Annotated in this window: 29 protein-coding genes; 16 read left to right on the forward strand and 13 right to left on the reverse strand. The window is 69.7% G+C overall.

Translation table 11 applies throughout. The annotated features are described in order from the left end of the window. Positions 1 to 140 precede the first annotated feature (140 nt). The 3 genes from ABTW65_RS18065 (at position 141) to ABTW65_RS18075 (ending at position 2,391) form a co-directional block, all read left to right on the forward strand. Complete coding sequence (locus ABTW65_RS18065) at positions 141 to 1,382, forward strand: HNH endonuclease signature motif containing protein (protein WP_350662507.1); 1,242 nt, start codon at positions 141 to 143, stop codon at positions 1,380 to 1,382. 30 nt (positions 1,383 to 1,412) lie between these two features. After that, positions 1,413 to 1,769, forward strand: a complete 357-nt coding sequence (locus tag ABTW65_RS18070; RefSeq protein WP_350662509.1) for a GNAT family N-acetyltransferase — start codon at positions 1,413 to 1,415, stop codon at positions 1,767 to 1,769. Between the two features lie 97 nt (positions 1,770 to 1,866). Further along, positions 1,867 to 2,391: a P-loop NTPase family protein gene (locus ABTW65_RS18075; protein ID WP_350662511.1), complete on the forward strand. Its 525-nt coding sequence runs from the start codon at positions 1,867 to 1,869 to the stop codon at positions 2,389 to 2,391. Between the two features lie 8 nt (positions 2,392 to 2,399). On the opposite strand, the gene ABTW65_RS18080 is transcribed toward ABTW65_RS18075, so the two are convergent. Next, the gene (locus tag ABTW65_RS18080; RefSeq protein ID WP_350662513.1) at positions 2,400 to 3,569 is read right to left on the reverse strand and encodes a lactate 2-monooxygenase; all 1,170 of its coding nucleotides are present in this window, start codon (positions 3,567 to 3,569) and stop codon (positions 2,400 to 2,402) included. Continuing rightward, complete coding sequence (locus tag ABTW65_RS18085) at positions 3,569 to 3,778, reverse strand: alpha/beta fold hydrolase (protein ID WP_350662515.1); 210 nt, start codon at positions 3,776 to 3,778, stop codon at positions 3,569 to 3,571. Before ABTW65_RS18085 ends, ABTW65_RS18080 begins: the two co-directional genes overlap by 1 nt. A gap of 138 nt (positions 3,779 to 3,916) precedes the next feature. Here ABTW65_RS18085 and ABTW65_RS18090 point away from each other — a divergent pair, with 138 nt between their 5' ends. After that, entirely contained in the window at positions 3,917 to 4,771 is an 855-nt protein-coding gene (locus tag ABTW65_RS18090; RefSeq protein ID WP_350662516.1) for an esterase/lipase family protein, read from the forward strand. Positions 4,772 to 4,794: 23 nt separating this feature from the next. Then, entirely contained in the window at positions 4,795 to 5,442 is a 648-nt protein-coding gene (locus ABTW65_RS18095) for a TetR/AcrR family transcriptional regulator (protein WP_350662518.1), read from the forward strand. Between the two features lie 21 nt (positions 5,443 to 5,463). Here the strand turns inward: ABTW65_RS18095 and ABTW65_RS18100 are convergent, their stop codons facing one another. Further along, positions 5,464 to 6,228, reverse strand: a complete 765-nt coding sequence (locus tag ABTW65_RS18100; protein WP_350662520.1) for a DeoR/GlpR family DNA-binding transcription regulator — start codon at positions 6,226 to 6,228, stop codon at positions 5,464 to 5,466. Between the two features lie 41 nt (positions 6,229 to 6,269). On the opposite strand from ABTW65_RS18100, the gene ABTW65_RS18105 reads away from it, so the two are divergent. Continuing rightward, complete coding sequence (locus ABTW65_RS18105) at positions 6,270 to 6,971, forward strand: NUDIX domain-containing protein (protein WP_350662522.1); 702 nt, start codon at positions 6,270 to 6,272, stop codon at positions 6,969 to 6,971. Here ABTW65_RS18105 and ABTW65_RS18110 read toward each other — a convergent pair. Then, positions 6,946 to 7,584 carry a dihydrofolate reductase family protein gene (locus tag ABTW65_RS18110; RefSeq protein WP_350662524.1) on the reverse strand — a complete coding sequence of 213 codons (639 nt, stop codon included), beginning with the start codon at positions 7,582 to 7,584 and terminating at the stop codon, positions 6,946 to 6,948. The genes ABTW65_RS18105 and ABTW65_RS18110 overlap by 26 nt on opposite strands. A gap of 65 nt (positions 7,585 to 7,649) precedes the next feature. After that, positions 7,650 to 8,210: a TetR/AcrR family transcriptional regulator gene (locus ABTW65_RS18115; RefSeq protein WP_350662526.1), complete on the reverse strand. Its 561-nt coding sequence runs from the start codon at positions 8,208 to 8,210 to the stop codon at positions 7,650 to 7,652. An 85-nt stretch (positions 8,211 to 8,295) separates the two neighbouring features. Between ABTW65_RS18115 and ABTW65_RS18120 the strand changes: the two genes are divergently transcribed. From ABTW65_RS18120 to ABTW65_RS18140, 5 genes are all read left to right on the forward strand, one after another. Next, positions 8,296 to 9,060 carry an SDR family NAD(P)-dependent oxidoreductase gene (locus tag ABTW65_RS18120; RefSeq protein WP_350662528.1) on the forward strand — a complete coding sequence of 255 codons (765 nt, stop codon included), beginning with the start codon at positions 8,296 to 8,298 and terminating at the stop codon, positions 9,058 to 9,060. Positions 9,061 to 9,141: 81 nt separating this feature from the next. Next, a complete protein-coding gene (locus ABTW65_RS18125; protein ID WP_350662530.1) occupies positions 9,142 to 9,558 on the forward strand; it encodes a YkvA family protein in 417 nt (138 codons plus the stop codon). A gap of 53 nt (positions 9,559 to 9,611) precedes the next feature. Beyond that, complete coding sequence (locus tag ABTW65_RS18130; RefSeq protein ID WP_350662533.1) at positions 9,612 to 10,247, forward strand: hypothetical protein; 636 nt, start codon at positions 9,612 to 9,614, stop codon at positions 10,245 to 10,247. A gap of 19 nt (positions 10,248 to 10,266) precedes the next feature. Continuing rightward, the gene (locus ABTW65_RS18135) at positions 10,267 to 10,977 is read left to right on the forward strand and encodes a MerR family transcriptional regulator (protein WP_350662534.1); all 711 of its coding nucleotides are present in this window, start codon (positions 10,267 to 10,269) and stop codon (positions 10,975 to 10,977) included. Between the two features lie 4 nt (positions 10,978 to 10,981). Continuing rightward, a complete protein-coding gene (locus tag ABTW65_RS18140; protein ID WP_350662536.1) occupies positions 10,982 to 11,833 on the forward strand; it encodes a carbohydrate kinase family protein in 852 nt (283 codons plus the stop codon). Between the two features lie 15 nt (positions 11,834 to 11,848). Here ABTW65_RS18140 and ABTW65_RS18145 read toward each other — a convergent pair whose 3' ends face one another. Next, complete coding sequence (locus tag ABTW65_RS18145; RefSeq protein WP_350662538.1) at positions 11,849 to 12,388, reverse strand: TetR/AcrR family transcriptional regulator; 540 nt, start codon at positions 12,386 to 12,388, stop codon at positions 11,849 to 11,851. Positions 12,389 to 12,471: 83 nt separating this feature from the next. On the opposite strand from ABTW65_RS18145, the gene ABTW65_RS18150 reads away from it, so the two are divergent. After that, positions 12,472 to 13,422, forward strand: a complete 951-nt coding sequence (locus ABTW65_RS18150; protein WP_350662540.1) for an SDR family NAD(P)-dependent oxidoreductase — start codon at positions 12,472 to 12,474, stop codon at positions 13,420 to 13,422. A gap of 27 nt (positions 13,423 to 13,449) precedes the next feature. Here ABTW65_RS18150 and ABTW65_RS18155 read toward each other — a convergent pair whose 3' ends face one another. The 5 genes from ABTW65_RS18155 to ABTW65_RS18175 form a co-directional block, all read right to left on the reverse strand. After that, a complete protein-coding gene (locus ABTW65_RS18155; RefSeq protein ID WP_350662541.1) occupies positions 13,450 to 14,679 on the reverse strand; it encodes an MFS transporter in 1,230 nt (409 codons plus the stop codon). Between the two features lie 92 nt (positions 14,680 to 14,771). Beyond that, complete coding sequence (locus ABTW65_RS18160; protein WP_350662543.1) at positions 14,772 to 15,482, reverse strand: IclR family transcriptional regulator; 711 nt, start codon at positions 15,480 to 15,482, stop codon at positions 14,772 to 14,774. 52 nt (positions 15,483 to 15,534) lie between these two features. Further along, entirely contained in the window at positions 15,535 to 16,512 is a 978-nt protein-coding gene (locus tag ABTW65_RS18165; RefSeq protein WP_350662545.1) for a DUF5829 family protein, read from the reverse strand. Positions 16,513 to 16,596: 84 nt separating this feature from the next. Then, positions 16,597 to 17,235, reverse strand: a complete 639-nt coding sequence (locus tag ABTW65_RS18170; protein WP_350662547.1) for a LysE family translocator — start codon at positions 17,233 to 17,235, stop codon at positions 16,597 to 16,599. Positions 17,236 to 17,298: 63 nt separating this feature from the next. Continuing rightward, entirely contained in the window at positions 17,299 to 18,219 is a 921-nt protein-coding gene (locus ABTW65_RS18175) for a LysR family transcriptional regulator (RefSeq protein WP_350662549.1), read from the reverse strand. 84 nt (positions 18,220 to 18,303) lie between these two features. Between ABTW65_RS18175 and ABTW65_RS18180 the strand changes: the two genes are divergently transcribed. From ABTW65_RS18180 to ABTW65_RS18190, 3 genes are read left to right on the forward strand one after another with little or no spacing between them, the layout of a single operon-like run. Next, positions 18,304 to 20,361, forward strand: coding sequence for an oxidoreductase (locus ABTW65_RS18180; protein WP_350662551.1), 2,058 nt, complete (start codon positions 18,304 to 18,306; stop codon positions 20,359 to 20,361). A gap of 40 nt (positions 20,362 to 20,401) precedes the next feature. Further along, positions 20,402 to 21,709, forward strand: coding sequence for an aromatic ring-hydroxylating oxygenase subunit alpha (locus ABTW65_RS18185; protein ID WP_350662553.1), 1,308 nt, complete (start codon positions 20,402 to 20,404; stop codon positions 21,707 to 21,709). Continuing rightward, a complete protein-coding gene (locus tag ABTW65_RS18190) occupies positions 21,702 to 22,826 on the forward strand; it encodes an FAD-binding oxidoreductase (protein WP_350662556.1) in 1,125 nt (374 codons plus the stop codon). Before ABTW65_RS18185 ends, ABTW65_RS18190 begins: the two co-directional genes overlap by 8 nt. Before the next feature lie 27 nt (positions 22,827 to 22,853). On the opposite strand, the gene ABTW65_RS18195 is transcribed toward ABTW65_RS18190, so the two are convergent. After that, positions 22,854 to 23,324: a DinB family protein gene (locus tag ABTW65_RS18195; RefSeq protein WP_350662558.1), complete on the reverse strand. Its 471-nt coding sequence runs from the start codon at positions 23,322 to 23,324 to the stop codon at positions 22,854 to 22,856. A gap of 58 nt (positions 23,325 to 23,382) precedes the next feature. Here ABTW65_RS18195 and ABTW65_RS18200 point away from each other — a divergent pair, with 58 nt between their 5' ends. Continuing rightward, complete coding sequence (locus ABTW65_RS18200) at positions 23,383 to 23,577, forward strand: helix-hairpin-helix domain-containing protein (RefSeq protein ID WP_350662560.1); 195 nt, start codon at positions 23,383 to 23,385, stop codon at positions 23,575 to 23,577. On the opposite strand, the gene ABTW65_RS18205 is transcribed toward ABTW65_RS18200, so the two are convergent. After that, complete coding sequence (locus ABTW65_RS18205; protein WP_350662562.1) at positions 23,561 to 24,142, reverse strand: histone deacetylase; 582 nt, start codon at positions 24,140 to 24,142, stop codon at positions 23,561 to 23,563. The genes ABTW65_RS18200 and ABTW65_RS18205 overlap by 17 nt on opposite strands. Positions 24,143 to 24,179 lie beyond the last annotated feature (37 nt).

The raw sequence follows: 24,179 nt of genomic DNA on the forward strand, positions 1-24,179 counted from the left end.
ATCCAGGGGAACCAGGGGCGTGAACGCTGAGCTGCGAGGGTAAGTAATAGCCCGTACTGCCGGGCCTCCGAGACCAGCGAACCAACCGGGATTCTGCACAGGCAGAAACCCTTGAGTTCGTACGTCGGGAGGTGACCGTGATGACCACGCTGCAGCAACCCCAACACCCTGTGCTGGGTGCCGTGGTCGCGGTCACCGCCTCGCTTGGCCGGGTTGCGGAGGCGAATCCGTCGTTCATGGCCACCGACCAGAAGGCCGCCACCCTGGTCGAGATCGCCCGGGTCAAGGCCCAGTTGGCTGAACTCGAACTGCGGGTGCTCGCCACCGCCGATGACGTGGCCGCCGAGAGCGCCGCGCGGGATGTCGCAGCGTGGCTCCATCACCACACCCATCAGCGGCCCGAGATCTTGCGCGCCGACCTCCGGTTGGCTGAGGCCCTGGACCGGACCTACCACCAGGTCGCTGGCGCGATGCGCAGTGGCGGCTGCAACTCCGCCCAAGCCACAGTGATCGTCGACGCCCTCAACGACCTCCCCGCTGACCTCGATCCCGAGATCCGACTCAAGGCCGAAGAGGCCTTGGTCGCCTATGCGACCCGGTTCGACCCCACCCAGCTCCGCCGCCTGGGCCGCCGGATCCTAGATCTGATCGCGCCCGAGATCGCCGAGGCCGAAGAAGCCAAACGCCTCGCCGCCGAGGAAGCCCACGCCCGCAAGAAGACCCGCCTGACCATGCGGCGCCTCGGCGACGGCACCACCCGCATCTCCGCGGTCCTCCCGGATGCGGCCGCGGACCGTCTCGCCACCAACCTCGAGGCCTTCGCCTCACCCCGCCGTGACGACGGCACCCGCACCGAGACCGGCGACTACCTCCCCTACGACCGCCGCCTGGGCCGGGCGTTCTGCCAGCTCCTCGAGACCCTCGACCCGACCCGGCTCCCCATCCACGGCGGAGATGCGACCACCGTGATCGTCACGATCGACATCGACCAGCTCCGCAAGGAAGCCGGCATCGCCCAGATCCTCGGCGGCACCCCGATCACCGCAGCCGAGGCTAGGCGCCTGGCCTGCACCGCCAACATCATCCCGGCCGTTCTCGGGGGCGCGTCCGAGGTCCTCGACTTCGGCCGCAAGGAGCGGTTCTTCACCGCCGCGCAACGCCGAGCCCTCCTGCTCAGGTCGGCGACCTGCGAGGCCGAGGGCTGTGACATCCCCGGCACCTGGGCCGAGGCCCACCACTGGATCGCCTGGGCCCAAGGCGGGGCGACTGATCTCGACAACGCCGCCCTGCTCTGCTCCCATCACCACCACCGCGCCCACGACGCCGGGTACCTCCACGAACGCCTCCCCAACGGCGACATCCGCTTTGCCAGACGCACATAGACCTCGGCCGTGCGACGTACGGTTGCCGCCATGGGTATCATCCCGATCAGGCCGGCGGAGCCGGCGGATGCGCCGAGGCTGAAGGAGATCGCGCTAGCGGCGTACGCGAGGTACGTGGAGCGGATCGGGCTCGAGCCGGGGCCGATGGGGGCGGACTACGAGGAGGCGATCGAGTCCGCCGAGGTATGGGTGGCGATGGCTGACGACGTCGTTGCCGGATACGCGGTCACCAGGCACCCAGGGGACGACGGCGTGCTGTTGGAGAACCTCGCGGTGGAGCCTGACCATCAGGGGCGGGGGATCGGGCGAGCGCTGATCGCTCATTCGAGGCTCGCGCGATGGCGCGCGGCGCGGCGTACGTCGAGCTCTTCACGCATGAGGCGATGACCGAGAATCGGCGACTCTACGCGCGGTTGGGGTATGAGGAGACCGGGTACGAGGTCGAGGATGGATACCGGCGTGTGCTCATGAAGAAGGCACTTTGATGCGGGTGTCGGTGGTCGGATCCTCGGGTTCGGGCAAGTCCACGGTCGCCCGGAGACTGGCGGACATCCTCGACGTGCCGTACATCGAGCTCGACGCGATTCATTGGCGGCCGGGGTGGGTCGAGGAAGAGCCGGACGTGTTCGTGGACAGGGTCCGCGAGGCCACCCGCGGCGATGCCTGGGTCATCGACGGGAACTACCAGAGCAAGGTCGGCACTCTGGTGTGGGGGCCGGCGGAGCTCGTCGTGTGGGTGAACCCGCCGCGGTGGCGGGTGATGGTGCAGGTCATCCTGCGTACGTTGCGGAGAGCCGCGAGGCGCGAGGAGCTCTGGAACGGCAACCGCGAGGGTTGGGGCGGCCTTCGTCTCTGGAGCCCCAGTGACTCCGTGATCCGCTGGGCGTGGGACTCGTATGGTCCGCAGGTGAAGCGGTACGAGGCCGCGATGGCCGACCCGAGCCACGCGCACCTCCGGTTCGTCCGGCTGCGTTCGAGGCGGGACGTACGACGATTCCTCTCGGGATAGATTGCCGGTCAGTTGCGGCGGAGTATTTCGGGTGTCAGGTCGGCGATGGTGGGGTAGCCGTCGACGGCCATGATCAGATCGGCCTCGGCGAGCAGCGAGCGCAGCACGTGCACGATGCCGTCGGTGCCGCCGAGGGCACAGCCGTACGCGTAGGGGCGGCCGATGCCGACCGCAGTCGCGCCGAGTGCGAGTGCCTTGATGATGTCCGCGCCGGAGCGGATGCCGGAGTCGAAGAGCACGGGGAGTCCGTCGGCGGCCGCGACGACCTCCGGGAGGCAGTCGATCGCGGCGAGGCCGCCGTTGGCCTGCCGGCCGCCGTGGTTGGAGCAGAAGATCCCATCGATGCCGGCGTCCTTCGCGCGGCGCGCGTCCTCGCCGCTGCAGATGCCCTTGAGGATGATCGGCAGGTCGGTGAGCGAGCGCAGCCAGGGCAGGTCTTCCCAGGTGAGGGGGTTGCCGAAGAGGCCTGCCCAGAGCAGCACAGCCGCCTGCAGGTTCTCCTCCGGGCGGTGGCCGAGCCGGTCGATGAAGACCGGGTCGGTGAAGTAGTTGCTCAGGCAGTGTCCACGCAGCTGCGGGAAGCTCGAGGTGCTCAGGTCCCGCGGCCGCCAACCGGTGATCCAGGTGTCCAGGGTGACCACGATGCCCTTGAAGCCAGCGGCTTCCGCACGGGCGACCAGGCTGGCCGCCATCTCCCTGTCGGTGGGCGTGTAGAGCTGGAAGAACCCCGGGGTGTCGCCGAGCTCCTCGGCGACCTGTTCCAGCGGGTCGACGCTCAGGGTCGAGGCGATCATCGGTACGCCGCTGCGGGCCGATGCGCGCGCGGTGGCGAGGTCACCGTGGCCGTCAGCGGCGCACAGGCCGATCACGCCGACCGGGCTCATCAGCAACGGCGACGGCAGGTTCAGCCCGAACAGCTCGACCGAGAGATCACGGTCCTTGGCGCCGCGGAGCATCCGCGGCATGATGCCCCACTTCTCGAAGGCGCTGACGTTCACGCGCTGAGTGAACTCGTTGCCGGCGCCGCCGGCGATGTAGGAGAGCAGGGTGGGCGACATGGCCGAGGCGGCTCGGCGCTCGAGCTCTGTGTAGTCCATCGGCAGCTCGGGGAGCACTCCCTGCAGGCCGTTGAGGTAGATCTCGATCTGGTAGTCCCCGTAGGGCTGGGGCAAGGTCATCAGGCGTCCTTGGTGTCGTGAAGGGTCGTGAAGCCCAGGATGGCGTCCACGACCTCGGCGGGGGTCTCGATCTGCGGCGTGTGGCCGGACTCGTCGATGAGATGGAGCTCGAGGTTCGCCACGGCGCGGTATCGCGGCAGCGACTCGACGGTGTAGCGGCGCTTCTCCATCAGCCCGCCGACCATCACGTATGGGTGGAACTCAACCATCGGTGATGCCTCCAGGGATCGTCGCGGTGCGATGACGTTAGCAACAAGATCTCTTGTTAGAAACACGATGGCATGTTCTAATTCTGTGACCACAGTCACACAGGGCTCGATGCAGCCCGTCACCACAAGGGAGATCCCATGCGATCCTCAGCCATCCGGGCGGTCATCGCCGTCCTCTTCTCGGTGGGGCTATCGATGGGCATCGCGCCCGCCCAAGCCGCCGCGCCGGGCTCCGGCCTCAACGACTGGACCTGTGTCCCGAGCGCCGCGCACCCGGAGCCGCTGGTGCTGCTCCACGGGCTCGGCGCCAACGGCGATCTCAACTTCGAGGTCATGGGCCGCTATCTCGAGTCACGCGGCTACTGCGCCTACTCCCTGACCTACGGCGTGACCACCTTGGGGCCGTCGGTCGGTGGGCTGGGATCGATGCCGGACAGCGCCGCGGAGGTGCGGGCGTTCGTCGACCGGGTCCTGGCCGCGACCGGCGCCGATCAGGTCAGCATCGTGGCTCATTCCGCCGGCAGCACCGTCGCGACGTACTACATGAAGTTCCTCGGCGGTGACCGGAAGGTCGAGCGCTTCGTCGGTTTCGGCACCAACATCAAGGGCACCGAGCTCGACGGCCTGGTGACTCTGATGAACCTGCTCGGGATCGAGCCGGTCCTCGACGCGATCGGATGCCCGGCGTGCGTGGAGTTCTCCCCGCGCTCCGACTTCATGGCCGAGCTCAACGAGGGCGGCGCGACCGTGCCGGGGCCGACGTACACGAGCATCGTGACCAAGTACGACGAGGTGGTGACGCCCTATACGAACGGGCTCTTCGACGCCGCACCGAACGCGAAGAACATCGTGCTGCAGAAGCGATGCCCCCTCGACTTCTCCGGGCACCTGGCGCTGGCGGTCGACCCCAACGTTCTCAAGCTCGTCGCCAACGAGCTGGACCCGGAGAACGCCCGCTCGTTCCTGTGCACCCCGATGCCGTGGGCCGGCTGATCCGTGAAGGTAGCCTCACCGCTGTGAGCACAGCGAGAGGATCCGCGAGTGGCCGCCGTATCCGGGGCCTCGATGCCGAGCAGCGTCGCCAGCAACGGCGCGACGCACTGCTGGAGGCGGCGCTCGACCTGTTCGCCAGCCAGGGCTACCTCGCCACATCGATCGAGCAGCTCTGCCAGCATGCGTACGTCGGGACGAAGTCGTTCTACGAGACCTTCAGCAGTCGCGAGGAGTGCTACACCGCGCTCCTGGCCAGGATCTCCGACGACGTCTTCGGCCAGCTCGCGACGTTGGTCGACGAGCACGCGGACGACGACGAGAACGTCCTGTCCGAGCGGTTGCTGTCCCGGTTCGCGCATGCTTTCCTCGACGATCCCCGGTTCGCCGTCGTCTCCTTCGGCTCCGGCAGCGCGATCACGCCCGAGGCCGACCGCCAGCGCCGCGGCACCCGGCGCCAGGCGGCCGTCTTCATCGAAGGTCTCTGGCAGCGCTACGGCGAGCCCGTCGACGAGGACCACCACGGGGTCGCTGTCGGGATCGTCGGCGGACTCTTCGACATCCTCGCGGACCACATGTACGACCAGCCGGACGACGCCGACGTCGAGGCCCTCGTCGTGCGCCTGACGAACTTCTACCTCGCCACCCGCCGCGGGATGAGAACGCCTTCGTGACGGGCCCCGCGGCATCCGGGTTCAGGTGGCGTGCAGGATCTCGACGTCGAGTGCTGACAGCTGCTTGATGACCTCGTCGGTCGGTGCGGCGTCGGTGATGACGCCGGCGATCTGATCCCACGGGAGCACCCGGTAGGGGGAGGCGGTGCCGATCTTCTCCGAGGAAGCGAGGACGTACGTCTCGGCCGCGCGCGCGGCCAGGGCGCGTTTCATCGCGGCGTCCTCGGCGTCGCCGGTAGTGAGCCCGGCTTCCGGGTGAACGCCGGTGACACCGATGAGGCAGAGGTCGGCGGAGACGTTCTGGGCTGCTTCGACGGCTGCCGCGCCACAGGCGACGGCGGAGTGCTTGAAGACCCGGCCACCGAGGAGGAACAGGTCGGCGCTCGGGTGCTGCAGGAGGGCTGAGGCGACCGTCGGGCTGTTGGTGATGACGGTGCACTCCAGGTCTCTCGGAAGTGCCTCCGCGACGGCGAGCGCCGTGGTGCCTCCGTCGAGGATGAGCGTGCTTCCGGGGCGTACGAGGCCGGCGGCCGTGGCCGCCACCGCGCGCTTGCCCTCGGGCTCGACGGTGCGACGGGTGGTGTAGTCGACCACCGCCGGGGAGACGGGAAGCGCACCACCGTAGACGCGCTGGCACAGCCCCTCGGCGGCCAGATCACGCAGATCGCGACGGATGCTGTCCTCCGAGATGCCCAGCTCGACGGCTGCGTCCTTTGCCACGATCTTGCCTGTTTCGTCTAGAAGACGGAGAAGGTGAGCGCGGCGTTGCCCGACAAGCATGCACATTCCTTTCTGTTTATGCACAGTATTGCATGTACGCTGCCGCCATGACGACAGCCGAAGCCCACGCGCGCCCTGGCATCGAGGTCCCCGATCATCGCGGCCGCACCGGTCTCGACCGCGCCGGGCGGGAGCTGACCCGCAACCCCGACGTCGTGGTCCGAGACGTCGAGCTGACCTCTCAGGGTTGGCACGTGCTCAGGCGCACCACGTTCGACTACCGCCGTCGCGACGGGCGCTGGGAGACGCAGCAGCGCGAGACGTACGACCGAGGGAACGGCGCCGTTCTTCTTCCCTACGACGTCGAGCGTGGCACGGTGCTGCTGACTCGGCAGTTCAGATACCCGGTCTACGTCAACGACCATCCCGACGGACTCCTCATCGAGGCGGCCGCGGGGCTGCTGGACGCCGATGACCCGGTCACCGCGATCCGCCGGGAGAGCGCCGAGGAGCTGGGCATCAGCCTCACCGACGTCGACCACGTCTTCGACGCCTACATGAGTCCCGGGTCGGTCACCGAACGGCTCCACTTCTTCGCGGCGGCCTACTCGCCGGCGAGCCGCACCGGAGACGGGGGAGGGGTCGCCGAGGAGGGCGAGGACATCGAGGTGCTCGAGCTCGACTTCACCGAGGCGCTCGCGATGATCCGGGACGGCCGGATCATGGACGGCAAGACCGTCATGCTCCTGCAGTGGGCCGCTCTCGACGGCCCCTTCGCCGAGGCTAGGAGTCGGCAGGCTTACGCGTGAAGGTCAGGTGGGTGACGCCGCTGGGTGTCGAGACGGCCTCGATGTCGTAGTCGTTCTCGGTGCCCTCCAGACCGTCCCAGACGCGTACGCCGCGACCGAGGACGATCGGGACCTGGACCAGGTGCATCAGATCGACGAGCCCGGCAGCGACGAAGTCCCGAACCACGGTCGCGCCGCCCCCGAGACGTACGTCCTGGCCATCGGCCGCCTCGAGCGCGGCCGCCAGCGCTTCGGCCGGGGGAGCGTCCAGGAAGTAGAAGGTCGTGCCGCCCTCCATCTCCACCGGTGGCCGCGGCCGATGGGTGAGGACGAAGGTCGGCGAGTGGAACGGCGGGTTGGCTCCCCACCAGCCCTTCCAGTCGGGGTCGTCCTGCCACCCCGGCGGACCGAACTTGTTGGCGCCCATGATCTCGGCGCCGATGCCCTGGCTGTGTCGCTGCGCGAAGGCATCGTCCGCACCCGCGCCGCCGGACGAGTCCCAGTAGCGGGTGGCGAACATCCATTCGTGAAGGCGCTCGCCGGCGTGGCCGAACGGCGCCTCGGCCGACTGCGGCTCCCCGGTCGCGAAGCCATCGAGCGAGATCGAAAGATTGTGGACTCTGGTGAGTGGCATGGGTTCCTCCGTGAACCATGACGTCGAGGTCAGCTCGGCGTCTGATCGAGCGTACTGCTCGAGGATCAGCCGCGGAGGTGATCGAAGAGGATCTCCATGGACGCCTCGAGATGCCCGATGTCGCCCGTCGAACGCAGCACCAGAACCCCGCCCTGGATGCCGGCGACCATCGCGGCAGCGCAGCGCACCGGGTCGATGGCGGCGCGGATCAGGCCGGAGGCCTGCATCGTGCGGATCCCGCGCTCGACCTCGGCCTGCCATCGTCCGATGAGGGCCGAGATGACCTCAGCCGCGCCGGGCACCTCCGTGAGCTGGCTCATCAGCGATCCCAGCGGACACTGCCGCCCTTGGGTTCGGTAGCGCGCGAGGACGGCCTCCCGCCATCGCTCCCAGTCCGCCCAGGTGTCGAGAGCCGAGAGGTAGGGCTGCTGGTCCTCGATCACCTGGTCGGCCTCATAGCGGGCGACCTCGAGGAACAGCTCCTCCTTCCCGCCGGGGAAGTAGTGGAAGATCTGGCTGTTGCTCGTCCGGGTGACGGCTCTGATGTCCTCGAGGGTGACTCCGCCGGGGTCCTGGGTGCGCAGGTGAGAGGCCGTGCCCTCGATGATCTCTGCGCGTCTCCTCATGCCCTTCGGCGTCAGCCCCATGCCGCTCCCGCTCGTCGAAAAACTGGACTTGTGAGTCCATTTTACGCTCTCTACCGTCGCAGACATGACACACAGATTCTTTGGGAAGACGGCTCTCGTCACCGGCTCGACCAGCAACATCGGACGTTCGATCGCTCAGCGTCTCGCCGCCGAGGGCGCTCACGTGATCGTGTCCGGTCGCAACGAAGAGCGTGGGGCGACGGTCGTCGAGGCGATCCGTACGAACGGCGGGCGTGCCGACTTCGTCGCCGCGGACCTCGACGGAAGCCCCGAGGCGAGCCGGGCCCTCGCCGAGCAGGCCCTCGCTGCGCTCGGCGGGCGGCTCGACATCCTCGTCAACAACGCCGGGATCTTCCCGGCGGCCAACACCCTCACGGCCGATGCCGACATGTTCGACCAGGTGTACGGCGTCAACGTGAAGGCGCCGTTCTTCCTGACGCAGGCGCTCGCGCCGCAGATGCGGGCCGCCGGGGGAGGCGTCATCATCAACCTCGGCAGCTGGGTCGCGCGGCTGAGCCTTCCCCTCGGTGCCCTGTACGCCTCGACGAAGGCGGCCATGGAGACCCTCACCCGCGCCTGGTCCGCGGAGTTCGCCGACAGCGGGATCAGGGTCAACGCGGTCTCGCCCGGTGTCATCCGCGACCCCGCTATGGACGGACCTTGGGCTGCCGACGGACTCATGGCAGGCACCCCGGCGGGTGGCTCGGGCGGTCCGGACGCGATCGCCGCCGCCGTTGCGTACCTCGCCTCCGATGAGGCCGAGTTCGTCCACGGCGCGGTGCTGGACGTCGACGGCGGACGTACGGGCGTGGCGGTCGTCGCGGCCTGACCATCCGGCCCGGTGTGGCGCCGTGATGGAATCCAGAGGTGCGGCGCCACCACGGAGCGCGGCGTGGCTCGGAGGGTGAGGATGACCGGTTCGTTCTGGTGGGACCTGGCGATCGGGATCGTCGCGGCCCTGTTGCTCACCTGGTTGTGCCTCATCGTCGCGCTGCTCGTCGTCCGTCCGCGCGGCGACCTGCTGCGTGAGGCGCTGCGGATCCTGCCCGACGTGGTGCGGCTGCTGCGCCGGCTCGCGGCTGACAGATCGATGCCTCGCGGCGTACGGATCAGGCTCGGGCTGCTGATGGTCTATCTCGCCCTACCGATCGACCTGGTGCCCGACTTCATCCCGGTGCTGGGCTACGCCGACGACGCGATCATCGTCGCCGCGGTCCTGCGTGGTGTCGTACGTCGCGCCGGGATCGACGCGGTTCGCGCCCAGTGGCCGGGGACTGATGACGGTTTCGCCGCCCTGGTGCTGATCGCCGGACTCGATCGGAAGTAGCGCGCGGCCGGCGTCCTTGACTCCGTTCCAAGAACAGGGTTTGGGATGGCCGCATGGCTATCGAAACCGTCACCAAGACATTCAGCGGCCCGTTGGCGCTCATCCGGCAGCACGCGCGGGCCTATGCGTACCTCAACCTCATGGCGTACGGCCTGGTCGTCGCCGGGATGGTGCTCGGCATGCTCCGGCCCGAGCTCAACGAGATGCTCACCGGCTCGATGGACGAGTCCGGTGAGACCGGGCTCGTCGTCTCGCTGCTCGCCCGGCCATGGCTGTTCGCCCTGGTGATCCTGGGTGTGAACCTCGGCAAGGTTGCCCTCGGGTTCATCACTCTGCCGTCGATGATCGTGCCCTTCGCCGGGATCCCCGTCTTCGCCTACTGGACGTTCACCACCGGGATCGTCCTGGCTCCCGTCGACCACAACACCACGATGACGCTGATCCCGCACTCGGTGACGATGGTCATCGAGCTCCAGGCGTACGTGCTCCTGCTGCTGGGGGCGTACGTCCTCGGCCTGGCCTGGGTCCGGCCGGCGAGCGTCGGCGCGACCACGCGGGGGCGGGCCTGGGTCCGTGGGCTGCGACTCTTCGGGAGGATGTGGATCCCGGCGCTGGTGCTGTTCGTCGTCGGGGCGGTCTACGAGGCGTACTCGCTGCGCTACTTCTTGCCGCTGCTGATCAACTCATGACACTGGCATGATGCGGCGCATGGCGTGGAGCACTCGGGAGCTGGCGCGGATCGCGGGGACGACGGAGAACTCGGTGCGCTACTACCACCGGGTCGGGCTCCTCCCGCACCCCGAGCGCGCCACGAACGGCTACAAGCGGTACGAGGTGGCACATCTCGTCCAGCTCCTGCGGATCAGGCGGCTGCGGGAGCTCGGCGTCCCGGTGAAGCGGATCGCCGGTCTGGCCCCGCAGGACCCCGACGCGCAGGAGAGCATCCGAGCGCTCGACGCCGAGCTCGAGGCCCGCATCGAGCAACTCGTGCGGGTGCGGGAGGACCTCGCACAGCTCACCTCCCACAGCGCACCGCTCGAGACGCCGGCCGGGTTCGCCGCTTTCGCCGCACAGCTCTCGCCCACGCAGCAGTCGCTCCTGGCGATCTATGCGCAGGTCTTCGATGCCCGAACCCTCGCGGCCTTTCGGCAGGCGCTGGTCCACCAGGAGGACACCGATGTCGAGTTCGACCGTCTCCCGGCGGCCGCCGACGACGCGGCGGTCGAGGATCTCGCGCGGCGGATGGTCGTGACCAACCGCCGGCAGCTGGAGCGTTTTCCTGAGCTGGCCGGAGTGCTGGAGCGCTCGCCGCTCGGCCGCGCCACGGCCGGTCTCGTCCTCGCCCACGCGCTCGTCGACCTCTACAACACCGCGCAGCTGAGGGTGCTTCGGCGCGTGGACACGCTGATGCTGGAATGAGGGCATGCCTGCTCCCCGCGTCGTCGTCTGTGGCCCCGCGTCCTGGAACCACCTGATCGAGCTCGACTGGCTGCCCGAGCCGGTGCCGCACATGCAGTTCGCGCGGCGGGCGTGGCACACGATCGGCGGTACCTCGGCCGGCAAGGCGCTGCATCTGGCCGGGCTCGGGGTCGACGTACGTCTGTGGGCGCCTGTCGGGGACGACGAGGACGGGGCACGGCTTCGGGAGCGGCTCGAGCAGGCGGGCGTCGTCGTGGAGGCGATCGCGAGCGAGCAGACCGAACGGCATGTCAACCTGATGGCCGACGAGGGAGGCCGGGTCTCGTTGTACGTCTCCACCCCCTCGACCCCGTCCACCGAAGCCGTCGAGGCCGCGGTGAGCGCGGTCGCCGCCGCGGATCTCGCGGTGATCGACCTCAGCGAGCTCGGCCGGCTGATGCTCGAGACGACGCCCGCCCAGCGGGCGCCGCTGTGGATGGACCTGCACGACTACGACGGGTCTTCGGCGTTCCACGAGCCCTTCCTGCGGGCAGCCGAGGGTGTGTTCATGAACGACGACGCCACCGAGGACCCCTGGGAGCTGATGGCCTCGTGCCTCGACCGCGGTCCCAGTCTCGCGGTGTGCACCCTCGGCGCGAAGGGAGCCATCGCGCTCGAGGCCGACGGCACGAGACACGAGGTCGCCGCGGTGCCGGCCACCGTCGTCGACACGAACGGCGCCGGTGACGCGTTCATGGCCGGCTTCCTGGCCGCGCGGCTGCGTACGGAACCGGTCGAGGTCGCGCTCCGCGCCGCGGCCGAGCAGGCCCGGGTCGCGATCGAGTCCGAGCACTTCCACCCGGCGCTCGATCGGTAGGTCGTCGAGCAGGGGTCAGGCGGTAGGGGAGAGGCCGGACAGCATCACGTCGAGGAGCAGGTCGCGGTCGGTTCCATCGCCCAGCCGGACGGCGTGCTCGACGCCGCAGACGAGGCGCTGCACGTGGCTGGTGGTGATGTCGGGACGTACGACGCCATTGCGGATGGCCGTCTCGAGGGCGGTCTCGGCGAGGCTGAAGAGCTCGTCGCGGAGCGCGCGTGCGGCTGGCGAGACCTCTTCGGAGAGGAGGATCGTCTGGAGACCCTCGTGCTCGACCTGAAGCAGGGCGGCGCTGCGTACGAAGGTGGTGAACGCCTCGCCGGGATCGGGGATCTCGGTGGCCGCGCGCGCCTCGGTGACGAGCTGCTCGAGCGCATCGAGGTTGAGTGCCTCGACGAGGGCCTCGACCGTGGCGAAGTGGCGGTAGACCGTCGCGACGCCGACGCCGGCTGCACGCGCAACATCGTTGAGGCGCAGATCGGCGACCGGCCGGTCGCGGGCGGTGTCGAGGATCTTCGCGCGGGAGCGAGCGGCGTCCGAACGTAGCGGGGACATGAGCACACTCTACGCGATTCGGATGAGTTATCCGCTTTGGGTGTACTCTGAAACGGATCATCTATCCGATTTGAGGAGCATCCATGACCTGGGACCCCATCCACCTGCCCGATCTGAGTGGCCGCGTCTACGCCGTCACCGGCGCCACCGGAGGAATCGGCTACTTCGCCGCCGAGCAGCTCGCCGCGGCCGGCGCCGAGGTCGTGCTCGCCTCTCGCTCGCCCGAGAAGATCGATGTCGCCGCGGCCGCGATCCGTGGCGAGGTCCCGGACGCGGTCACCAGATCGGTCGCTTTCGACCTCACCTCTCTCGCGTCGGTCGCGGAAGGTGCCGAGCAGCTCGCCGCGCTGCCGCGGCTCGACGGGATCTTCCTCAACGGTGCCCCGATGCAGCTCTCCGGCCGGGCCACGACGAAGGACGGTCTACCGCTCATCACCGGCGCGCACGCCGTCGCCAACTTCGGCCTCGTCGCCCGGCTGCTCTCCGCGCGGGCCACCGGACCTTCCGTCGCCGACGAACCGCTCCGCATCGTGCATGCCTCGACCGGGTTCGTACGCCGCTTCCGCATGGACGTGTCCGACCCGCAGTCGACGCCGCGTGCCGGCATCGCCGCGTACGTCAAGGCCAAGACGCTCACCGAGGTCTTCGGCTACGAGCTCGACCGCCGGCTGCGAGCCGCGGGGCTTCCTGTCGCCTCGATCCTCACCCACCCCGGCGTCGGCGTCGATGCGAAGACGCCGCAGCGCGCCGGGATCCGGGACGGCAGCATCGGCTACCGGCGCAACCCGTTCACGCCGTGGGCGCAGGGCAAGGACGCGGCCGCCTGGTCCGGGGTACGCGCCCTGGTCGACCCCGACGCGGTCGGCGGCGACTACTACGGCCCCGAGAAGGCGGCCGGCCTCCCCGTACGTCTGGCTCCGCTGCCGCACACGATCGACCCGGGCCGAGAGGTCGCGGCCCGGGTCTGGGAGGTGCTCGAGGAACTGTCCGGCGAGTCAATCGCCTTCTCCCCGGAGGGAGCCGGACGCGGCTGACCGCCCGGACGCGGCAGCCCCTATCCGCTACGCAGTCACTCCCTCGTCCGGGTGCGCCGGCACGGTCAGCAGAGCCAGCATGGCGATCACGGCCGCGCCGGCGAAGGCGTAGAAGCCCCACGGATAGGCGATGCCGGCGGTGAGGAGCGCGCCGCCGAGGAATGGCCCGACGATGGCGCCGACGCGTCCGATCCCGGCGGACATGCCGAGCGCCGTGCCGCGGATCCGGGCGGGGTAGAGGTGGCTGACGAACGCGTAGACCAGCACCTGCGCGCTGAAGACGAAGACGCCGGCGGCCAGCACCGCGGCGTACACCAGGATGCTGTTCTCCATCTTGATCGACAGCAGGGCCAGCATCACTGCGGCGACGCCGAACCAGGTCACGACCGTCGGCTTGTTGCCCTTGGCATCGGAGATCAGGCCCGCCAGGACGAGTCCGATCACTGCGCCGACGTTCAAGGTGAGGAGCAGGCCGAGCCCGGCGTCGAGGGAGTACCCCGCCTCGCCCATGATCGTCGGCAGCCAGGTGTTGAGGCCGTAGACCAGCAGCAGTCCGCAGAACGACGCCGCCCACAGACCCAGGCTGACCCACAGCAGGCGGCCGCGAACGACCTCGGAGGGACGTACCTTCTCGGTCTCGACGGTCTCCAGGTAGGCCTGCGACTCCGGCAGCTTCGCCCACATCACCGGGACAGTCAGCAGGCCCGCGATGCCGCCGATCACGAACATCGCCTCCCAGCCCAGGTTCGGGATCACCCACAGCGCCAGCAGAGCGGTGAGTACGGCGCCTACGTGGTAGCCGGTCATCATCCGTGTCATGGCGGTGCCCGAGCGTCCCTGGCGGGCGTGCTCGCTCATGAACGCCAGGGCCGTCGGCAGACAGGCGCCCAGACCCAGACCTGCCAGGAAGCGCAGCACGATGAACACCGTGGCGTTCGGAGCGAAGGCGACGGCCAGGGTGAGCAGCGAGAACAGCGCGATGCTGCTGATCAGCGTCTTGCGACGGCCGAACCGGTCGGCGAGCGGACCGATGGCCACGGCGCCGATGCCGACCCCGACCAGGCCGAGGGTGGCGGCCGTGGTCAGTGACGCCCCGGTGAACCCGAGCGCGCCGGTCCCGGACAACGTGGGGATGACTGCTCCTAGGACGACGAGGTCATAGCCATCGAGGGCGACTGCGAGCCAGCAGAGGACGACCGGCCAAAGGCTCCGGGTGTCGCCACTGACGGAGGACGATGTGGTTGCGGACACATTCATGGGACGAACCTAAGAGCGGTCACCCCTGTGAACATCGACACAGCTTCCGTTCAGTGGAAGCTCGGGCCAAAATTTTTCCGAGCCGGAGTTCTTCAGAGCCGCCGTCCGATCGACTGCGCGGCGACGCGGAGTGCGCCGTACAACCTCTGTTCGCTGCCCTTGAGGGTCGCGACCACCAGGCCCAGGGAGGCGACCACCTCGTCGCGCCGGTGGATCGGGACGGCGATCGAGCAGGCGCCGAGGCTCATCTCCTCGCGGGTGGTGGCGTAGCCCTTGTCGAGCACCTGCCGCAGCTGTCTGCGGAGGACGCCCGGCTGGGTGATCGTGTACGGGGTGATCCGTGTCAGTGCGCCCAGCGCCGCGACCTGGACCTCGTCCGGAGCGTGAGCGAGGAGGACCTTGCCGACCCCGGTGGCGTGCAGCGGCAGGCGCCCGCCGACCTTGCTCACGACCGGGACCGACTGGTTCCCGCGCAGCCGGTCGAGGTAGACGACCTCGAGTCCCTCACGTACGGCGAGATGCACGGTGGCCAGGGTCGCGCCGTAGAGGTCGTGGAGGAACGGTTCGGCGACCTGGCGCATCCCGGTCTCGGCAGGGGCCAGGTGGCCGATGTCCCAGATCTTCCGGCCGATGACGTAGTCGCCGGAAGGCAGACGCTCTAGAGCCCCCCACCGGAAGAGCTCGCCCAGGAGCCGGTGGGTCGTGGCGAGCGGAAGGTCGGCGCGCGCGGCGATGTCGCTGAGCGACATCGATCGGTGCTGCTCGTCGAACGCGTCCAGGATCGCAAGTGCCCGGCTGGTCACGCTCGTGCCAGTCTGTCGGGTGTTCCCTGCCATTGCTGCGGAGATTACTACCTCAGCCGCCGAACGCGGGGTGGAGCGGTTTGCCGGACCCGCTGGAACGGGTGGTCGCGCCGGACTCGATCGGGTCGAAGGTCCACAGTGCGTACGCCCCCGGACCGACGTGCAGCGTCGAGTTGCCGATCGTCTCGGTGTGCGGCTCCTCGGCCGCCTCGTTGAGGGCGAGGATGATGTGGCGTACGCCTGCCTCCTCGGCCGGGACCGGGAGCAGGCGGATCGTGGTCGTGCCGTCGAAGGCGAGGACGCCGCCGTCCTTGAGGACCCGGATGGTGATCCCGGCGGCGCGCCACAGCGGCACCATCTTCTCGATGTCGGCGGCGGTCGTGGCGATCTGGATGCCGATGACGTCGCGCATCTGGTGGTCGAGATAGCGGTCGCGGTTGTAGCGGTCGCGGCTGACGTCGCCCTCGAAGGCGGCGGGCGGGAAGGAGAGCCGCGGGTCGTCGAGGAACTCGTCGCGATACTCCATCGCCCAGGAGAAGAACGTGTCGTACGTCGAGGTCGTATAGGCGACGTCGAACCACGGGATCAGCTTGCCGTCACCGAGGTCGGTCACCTGGGTGAACTCGACCGGATCGGCGCCCATGTCGCGCAGGTTGGACGCCGCGATGGCCAGGTCGCCGTCGTTGTCCGCCGAGACGGCGAGGCCCGTGTCACCGGCGACCGCGTCCGGGGCGTCGCCCGGGCCGAAGAACTCGAGATAGGTCTCCTTGCCGAGCAGGTAGCGACCGGTCCAGGTCGAGGTCCCGTCGTTGCCGGTGTTGATCCGGCGATCGGCGAACTCGCCCAGGTACTCGGAGTGCTCGATCGCGTCAGCCGTCTCCCGGTCCACCATCGCCCAGGCGTGGTTGAAGGCAAGGAGCGGGTCCTTACGCTCTTCTTCCGCGGCGTGGGCGGGGGCCGCCGAGATCCCCGAAATGATGACGAGTGAGGCGATCGCTGCCGCGATGAAACCCGAGAGTGGAGTCCGCATGGGTCCCAGTCTCGGTGACCGGGGCGCTCTTGTCTTTGGAATTCGGCGGCAGGCGGCCGGTTGCCTGCGTTCGGGTCGGGTCGGTCAGGAGCCGTGCGAGGCGGTGGCCATGGTGGCTCCGAGGCCGATCATGATGACGCCGCCTCCGGCGCCGAGGCTGTCGAGACGCTTGGGCTTGCGGGCGAACCAGGCCTTGGCCCGGCTGGCGGCGAGGACCCAGCCCGAGTCACAGGCGAACGCCATCGCCGAGAAGATCGCGCCGAGCAGAAGGATCTGGGGGACCGCCGGGGCGGAGGCGTCGATGAACTGGGGCAGGAAGGCCAGGTGGAAGACGATCGTCTTCGGGTTGGTCGCTCCGACGATCATTCCGGTGCGGATCGCGCCCCACGCGGTCGTCCTCGCCACGTCCTCACCGTGCAGAGCCGCCCGGGCGTCGGCACGGTGGCGAATCGCCTGGATGCCGAGATAGATGACGTACCCAGCGCCGACCAGCTTCACGACGGTGAACGCGGTCGCGGAGGCGGCCACCAGTGCGCCGAGCCCGATGGCGACCGCCAGGACCTGGCCGAACTGACCGAGAGCGTTGCCGCCGACGGCGAACACCGCCTCGCGACGGCCCGCGGTCAGGGCCCGGCCGAGGGCGAAGAGCACGCTCGGGCCGGGAATCAGGATGAAGATGACGGACGCGAGCGCGAACGCGGCGAACTGGCTCAGGGTGGGCACGTCAATCATTCTGCGGCAGGGTCGTGGTGGCGTACGAATGATTTCTGGTGGGCGAGACGCTGCCTAACCTGCGTCCAGCTCGGCCAGGGAGGTCGCCACCCTTCTGAGCTCGGCGAGGGCACAGGCGATCTCGGGCTGGCGCGAGGTGCCGCTGCGTACGCTGGTCCGGACGTGCCGCACCGGACTCGCCTCGCCACGCAGCGGGATCCGGACCAGGCCGGCGGCGTTCGGGATCCGGGCGAGGCGAGGGACCAGGGCGACGCCGAAGCCGGCGCTGACCAGCGCAGCGCCGGTGTCCCACTCGACCACCTCGTGGGCGTGCTCGGGGGTGAACCCGGCCGCGGCGCAGGCGGCGGTCACCAGCTGGTGGTAGGGGCGGCCGGGATGCTCCATGATCCAGTGCTCCTCGGCGGCGTCGGCGAGCCGGACGCGGGACCGAGCGGCGAGCGGGCTGTCGGCGTGGACCAGCAGGTCGAGCGCGTCCTCCATCAGCCGCTCCTGCTCGAACCGCGGGTCGGCGGTCGGCGGCAGCTCCGACATGTTGACCACCACGGCGACGTCGACCTGGTCGGCCAGCAGCTTGTCGAAGCAGACCTCGGGATCCGCCTCGATGATCTTGATCGTCGACTGCGGGAACTCCCGGGCGACCGCCACCGCGGCTGGCGGCAGGAGCGCCGAGGCGGCGGTGGAGAAGCCGGCCATCCGCAGGTAGCCACGGGAGGTTCCCGAGGCCTGCTGTACGTCGGCGCGGATCTCCTCCCACTGCGTGAACAGGTCGTGGCTGCGCTCGAGCAGGGTGAGCGCGGCCCCGGTGAGACGTACGCCGCGGCCCTCCGGCACCAGCAGCTCCGCGCCCACGTCGCGGGCGAGCGTGCGCAGCTGGTGGGAGATAGCGGAGGGGGTATAGCCGAGATCGGCGGCGGCGGCCGAGACGGTGCCGCGCTCGGCGAGCACCCGCAGCACCTGGAGCCGCTGATCGATCATGCTTCGATTGTGCAATGGAATCGCACGGTAAATAGCGGAAACGTGCGCTTTTCTTGAACAGTGCCGAGGCGCCACGCTGGTCCTGTGGCCCCCAGCACCGATCCCCTTCTGGCGAGCTTCCAGCTCCGGAGCCTCACCCTGCGCAACCGCGTGGTGAGCACCTCCCACGAGCCCGCCTACACCGAGGACGGGATGCCGAAGGACCGCTACCGCCTCTACCACCTGGAGAAGGCGCGCGGCGGGGTCGGTCTCACCATGATCGGCGGGTCCGCGGTGGTATCGCCCGACAGCCCACCGGCCTTCGGCAACATGCTGCTCTATCGCGACGAGGTCGTGCCCTGGCTGCGTCGGCTCGCCGACGACGTCCACGAAGCAGGCGCCGCGGTGATGTGCCAGATCACCCACCTCGGCCGACGCACCAGCAACTTCACCGGCGACTGGCTGCCGCTCGTCTACCCTTCTCGGCTGCGCGAGCCGCAGCACCGGTCGTTCCCGAAGGTCGCCGAGGCCTGGGACGTGGACCGGATCGTGCGGCATTACGCCGAGGCGGCCGCGCGCTGCCAGGCCGCTGGGCTGGATGGGATCGAGGTCCAGTCCTACGGCCATCTCTTCGACGCCTGGGTCTCGCCGGCTACCAACCTCCGCGACGACGAGTTCGGGGGCGATCCGGAGGCCCGGCTCGCCTTTCCTCTGCGGGTGCTCGACGCGATCCGGGCCGCCGTCGGAACCGACTTCCTCGTCGGCGTCAGGATGGCGATGGACGAGGACCTGCCCTCGGGCCTCGGCCTGGACGACACCGAGCAGGTGATGCGTCGCTACGTCGGCGCCGGCGTCGACTTCCTCTCCGTCATCAAGGGAGGTCTCGACACCGACGCCCGCCTCGCGGCGGTGATCCCATCGATGGGCACCCCCTCGGCGCCCTTCCTCGACTTCGTCGGAGAGGTACGCCGCCGGGTGGATGTCCCGGTCATGCACGCCGCCCGGATCAACGACGTCGCGACCGCGCGCTACGCCATCCGGGAGGGGCTGCTGGACCTGGTCGGGATGACCAGGCCGCAGTTCGCCGACCCGCACCTGGTCGCCAAGGTCGCCCGTGGCGAGGAGGACCGGATCCGGCCGTGCGTGGGGGCGAGCTACTGCCTGGACGCGATCTACGAGTCCGGGGACGCCAAGTGCATCCACAACCCGGCGACCGGGCGGGAGCAGTCGCTGCCCCACCTCACGCCCCCGGCCCCGCGAACCCGCCGGGCCGTCGTCGTGGGCGCCGGGCCCGCCGGTCTCGAGGCCGCTCGCGTCCTGGGCGAGCGCGGTCACGCCGTGACCGTCCTGGAGGCCGCCGACCGGCCCGGTGGGCAGCTCCTGCTGGCCTCCTCGACCAGCCACCGCCGCGACCTGATCGGCATCGTCGACTGGCGCGTCGCCGAGGCGAAGCACAGCGGCGTCGACTTCCGGCTCGGCACCTACGCCGACGCCGACCTCGTGCGGGGCCTCGACCCGGATGTCGTGGTCGTCGCCACCGGCGGGGTGCCCGACCGCTCCTGCGTCCCGGTGGGCGCGGAGCTGGTCAGCGACACCTGGGACGTGCTCGACGGGACCCTGACTCCCGGGAACGGCACCGTCCTCGTCTACGACGACAACGGCGCCGAGCCCGCGCTCGACGCTGCCGAGCACCTGGCGACGCTGGGCGCTCAGGTCGAGCTGGTCACCCCGGAGCGTACGGTCGGCATCTCGGTCGGCTCGATGAACAGCCCGGCCTATCTCGGGGTCTTCGCCGCGCACGACGTGACCCTGACGGTGGCCCGGAGACTGGCCGCCGTGCGCCGGGCTCCGGCGGGCTCCGGGCACCGGCTCATCGCCACTCTGACCAGCGAATACGCAGAAGGTGCTGAGGTCGAGAGACACGTCGATCACGTCGTGGTCGAGCACGGGACCACCCCCAACGACGAGCTCTACCACGACCTCGTCCCCGGCTCGATCAACCTCGGTGAGGTCGACCAGGCGGCGCTGCTGACCGGCGCGTCGCAGACGGTGTCCCGCAATGCGGCGGGCAGCTACCAGCTGTTCCGGATCGGCGACGCGGTCGCCAGCCGGAACGTCCATGCCGCGGTCTACGACGCGCTGCGGCTGTGCCTGACGATCTGACCCCCCACTGAACCTTTCTGAATCTTCCTGGGAGCGATGGATGACAGACCAACTCGTCGGCGAACCATTCGCCGGCCGACGTACGAGAATCCTCGACCACCTCGACCGCAGGACACCTGGTCACTCGCTGCCGGGTGCTCTCTACACCGACCCCGACGTCTTCGCGAGCGAGGTCGACCTGCTCTGGCGGCGCCGCTGGCTCTTCGTCGGCACCGTCGCCGAGGTGCCCGAGCCCGGCGACTACTTCTCCTTCGACGTCGCGGGCTCCTCGGTGCTGGTGATCCGCGACGACGACGAGCAGGTGCGCGCCTTCCACAACGTCTGCCGCCACCGCGGCTCCCGGCTGGTCGCACCGGGGCACGGCAGCGTCGGCAATCTGGTGTGCGGCTACCACAGCTGGACGTACGCCACCGACGGCTCGCTCCGCTACGCGCCCCAGCTCTCGCCGGCCATCGACACCGCCTGCCTCGGCCTGCGCCCGGTCGCGCTGCGCGAGGTCGGCGGGCTGCTCTACTGCTCGCTGGCCGCCGAGCCGGACGGTGACCTGGACGTGGTCGCCGAGCAGGTCCGCGACTACCTGACCCCGCACGGTCTCGACCGGGCAAAGGTTGCTGCCCAGGTCGACCTGGTCGAGGCGGGCAACTGGAAGCTGGTCATGGAGAACAACCGGGAGTGCTACCACTGCGAGGGCGGGCACCCCGAGCTGATCTGCACCTTCTTCCCGACCTGGGGGCTGCGCGAGGACCAGATCCCCGACCGGCTCCGCGCGGACCATGACCGCTATCTCTTCGCCGAGGCCGATCTGGCGCGGCGCTGCGACGCGCTCGGGATGCCGTACGCCCTGATCGAGGAGCTCGCCGATCGTCGGTTCGGCTTCCGGATCCAGCGCGAGCCGCTCGACGGGGCGGGGGAGTCGTTCAGCATCGACGGGTCCCGGCTGGTAGGCCGGCTCCTGGGCGACCTCGACGACTCGCAGCTCGGGCGCTGCACCTTCCACACCCAGCCCAACGCCTGGATCCACCTGCTCGCCGACCACGTGGTGACCTTCTCGGTCACGCCGCTCTCGCCCGACCGCACCCTGGTCCGCTCGACCTGGCTCGTCCACGAGGACGCGGTGGAGGGGGTCGACTACGACGTCGAGGCCCTGACCGCGGTGTGGCGGGCGACCAACGAGCAGGACGCGGAGTTCGTACGCAACACCCAGCTCGGGGTCTCCGACCCGGCCTACCTCCCCGGGCCCTACAACGAGGCCGAGCGGCAGGTCGACGACTTCGTGCGTTGGTACGACGCCCAGATCCGATCGGAAGCGCAGACCGGTGGAGCGCAGACAGGTGGAGCCGATGACTGAGCCTTGGCCCGTCGAGGTGGCGCCGCTGCCGGCGCCGGCGCTGCTCCACGCGGTCCCGTCCCCGCTGGGAGCCGGGATCCTGCCCGAGGAGCGGCCGTTCGAGGGTGAGCTGCGGTGCCGTCGGGTGCGCCGGGTGACCCACGACGTGGTCGAGGTGACCCTCGAGCCGACCGGCGGCGAGAGCTTCGCCTTCGCACCGGGGCAGTATCTGACCCTTCGTGCGTCGATCGACGGTGAGCCGGTCGAGCGGTGCTACACGATCTCCTCGCCACCGACCCGCCCGCACCTGCTCACCATCACCGTCAAGCGGGTGCCCGACGGGCCGATGTCCGACTGGCTCCACGATCGGCTGGTCGTCGGTGACCGGCTGCGGGCGAGCGGTCCGATGGGCGGGTTCTCGGTACGGGAGCACCCCGCGTCGTCCTACCTGCTCCTCTCCGGCGGCAGCGGGATCACCCCGACCCTCTCGACGCTGCGAACGCTCGCCGACCTCGCCGAGACCACCGACGTGGTCGTCGTCCACCACGCGCGTACACCGGCCGACCTCATCGAGCGGCCCGAGCTCGAGGCCCTGGCGGCCGCCCATGACGGGGTACGCATCGTGTGGGTCGTCGACCAGCCCGATGCCTCCTGGTCCGGGCCGACCGGGCTGATGAGCGCTGGACAGCTCGCCGAACTGGTTCCTGACCTGGGCGGACGCGAGGTCTTCTGCTGCGGCCCGGCTGGCTACATGGGGGCGGCGCGGACGGCCTTCGAGGCGCTGGGTGGCGAGTCCGCGCGGTGGCACGAGGAGAGCTTCGTCCTCACCGAGCCGCTTGAGGTCGAGGCGCCGGCCGCGGACGGGGCGGCCGGGGCTGCGTACCGGATCCGGCTGCAGCGCAGTGGCCGCGACCTGGAGTGTGCCCCGGACGAGACCGTCCTGGACGCCGTGAAGGCCGCCGGCGTACGCCTGCCGTCATCGTGCGTGCAGGGCATGTGTGGCACGTGCAAGTCGACCCTCGTCTCCGGCGAGGTCGACATGAACCATGCCGGTGGGATCCGGCCGCGCGAGGTGGCCGCCGGAAAGTTCCTGCCCTGCTGTTCGACACCACTGGGCGACCTCGTCGTCGACATCTGAGGAGACGCCGGTGCGGGCAGTCCTTGGTCAGCGCCCTGCCCGGATCTGCTCGACGAGGATGTCGCCGTGCCCTGCGTGGCGGGCGAGCTCCTGGATCATGTGCGCGTAGATGAACCGCAGCGTCACGGAGTTGCCGTGCCATTCGAACTGCTCGTCCAGCTCACGTCCGGCGGCGACCTCGCGGGAACGCTCGCAGGCCGCGCGGTGGGCAGCCCGGACGGACTCGACTGTGTCCTCGGGATCCGGCAGGAAGCTCTCCTCGACGGTGTCGGGCACCCCGATCTCCTTGCGCGGCACACCCGCGACCCTGGCGTGGAACCACACCTTCTCCACGAACGTCGCATGCTTGACCAGCGCCAACGGTGTGGTCAGCGACGGGACCAGCCTCCGGCGCGCCTCCTCGTCGTCGAGGTCCTCGAGGATGGCATTGATCTCGTCCCGTTGGATGTCGACCATTCCCTCGAGGAGCGCGCGCTCGTCCGCCTGTCCGATCTTCATGCGGGCAGGCTAGCCGGGCGTCCGCCGCTGCATGGCCCCTGGGCCGTAGCCTGGCCGCATGTCGACGACGAACGACGCGGGACCGGTCTTCGATGGCGTGAAGATCGGTCGCCCCGCGACAGGGGCTCTGCTCGCTGCGGGCTACCGCACGCTGTCGGACCTGCCGGACGACCTGGACGCCCTGCTGACGATCCACGGCGTCGGGCCCAAGGCCGTGCGCCTGCTGCGCGAGGCGCTCAGCAGCGCTCCCTGACGTACGCCTCGGCCTGTCGGCGGTCCCAGCCGCGTGACTCCTCGAGCCCGCGAACGAGCATCGAGACGTACGCCGCCGAGGGCTGGGTGTGCGGGACGGCGTCGAAGCCGTGCGGCGCGGTGAAGGTCAGCATCGGGAGGCCGTCGCGACGTCCGACCTCGATCAGGGTCTCGTAGTGCCCCGGGCCTGCCTCGTGGCGGCCGGTCTCGAGCCCGTCGATGACGACCCTCTCGATGGGGTCGCCCGGGGTGGGCAGCCGGTCCATCTCCTGGGCGGCGATGTCGGCGAACTGCTCGGCGGTCATCCGGAAGGCCCGGGCAGCAGTCCACGACCCCGGCGCGTCGTGGTCGTAGAACGCCACCCCACCGGTCCACGTCCTCGACTCACCGGCGAAGTAGAGCCGCCCGGGGAGGTCGACGGCGACGTCGTCGACCGGCATCTCCGGCGTACGTGCGCCGACGTAGGACCGCAGCGCGCCCACCGGTTGGCCACCGAGGAGATAGGCGCCGAGACGGTCTCTGCACATGTTGGATCCATAGCTGACGTACCAGACCTCAGAGTTCATCGCGGCGCAGCCTAGCGAGGTGACGAAGGCCACCCGC

This window comes from Nocardioides sp. NPDC127503, assembly GCF_040302165.1.
Classification (GTDB): domain Bacteria; phylum Actinomycetota; class Actinomycetes; order Propionibacteriales; family Nocardioidaceae; genus Nocardioides.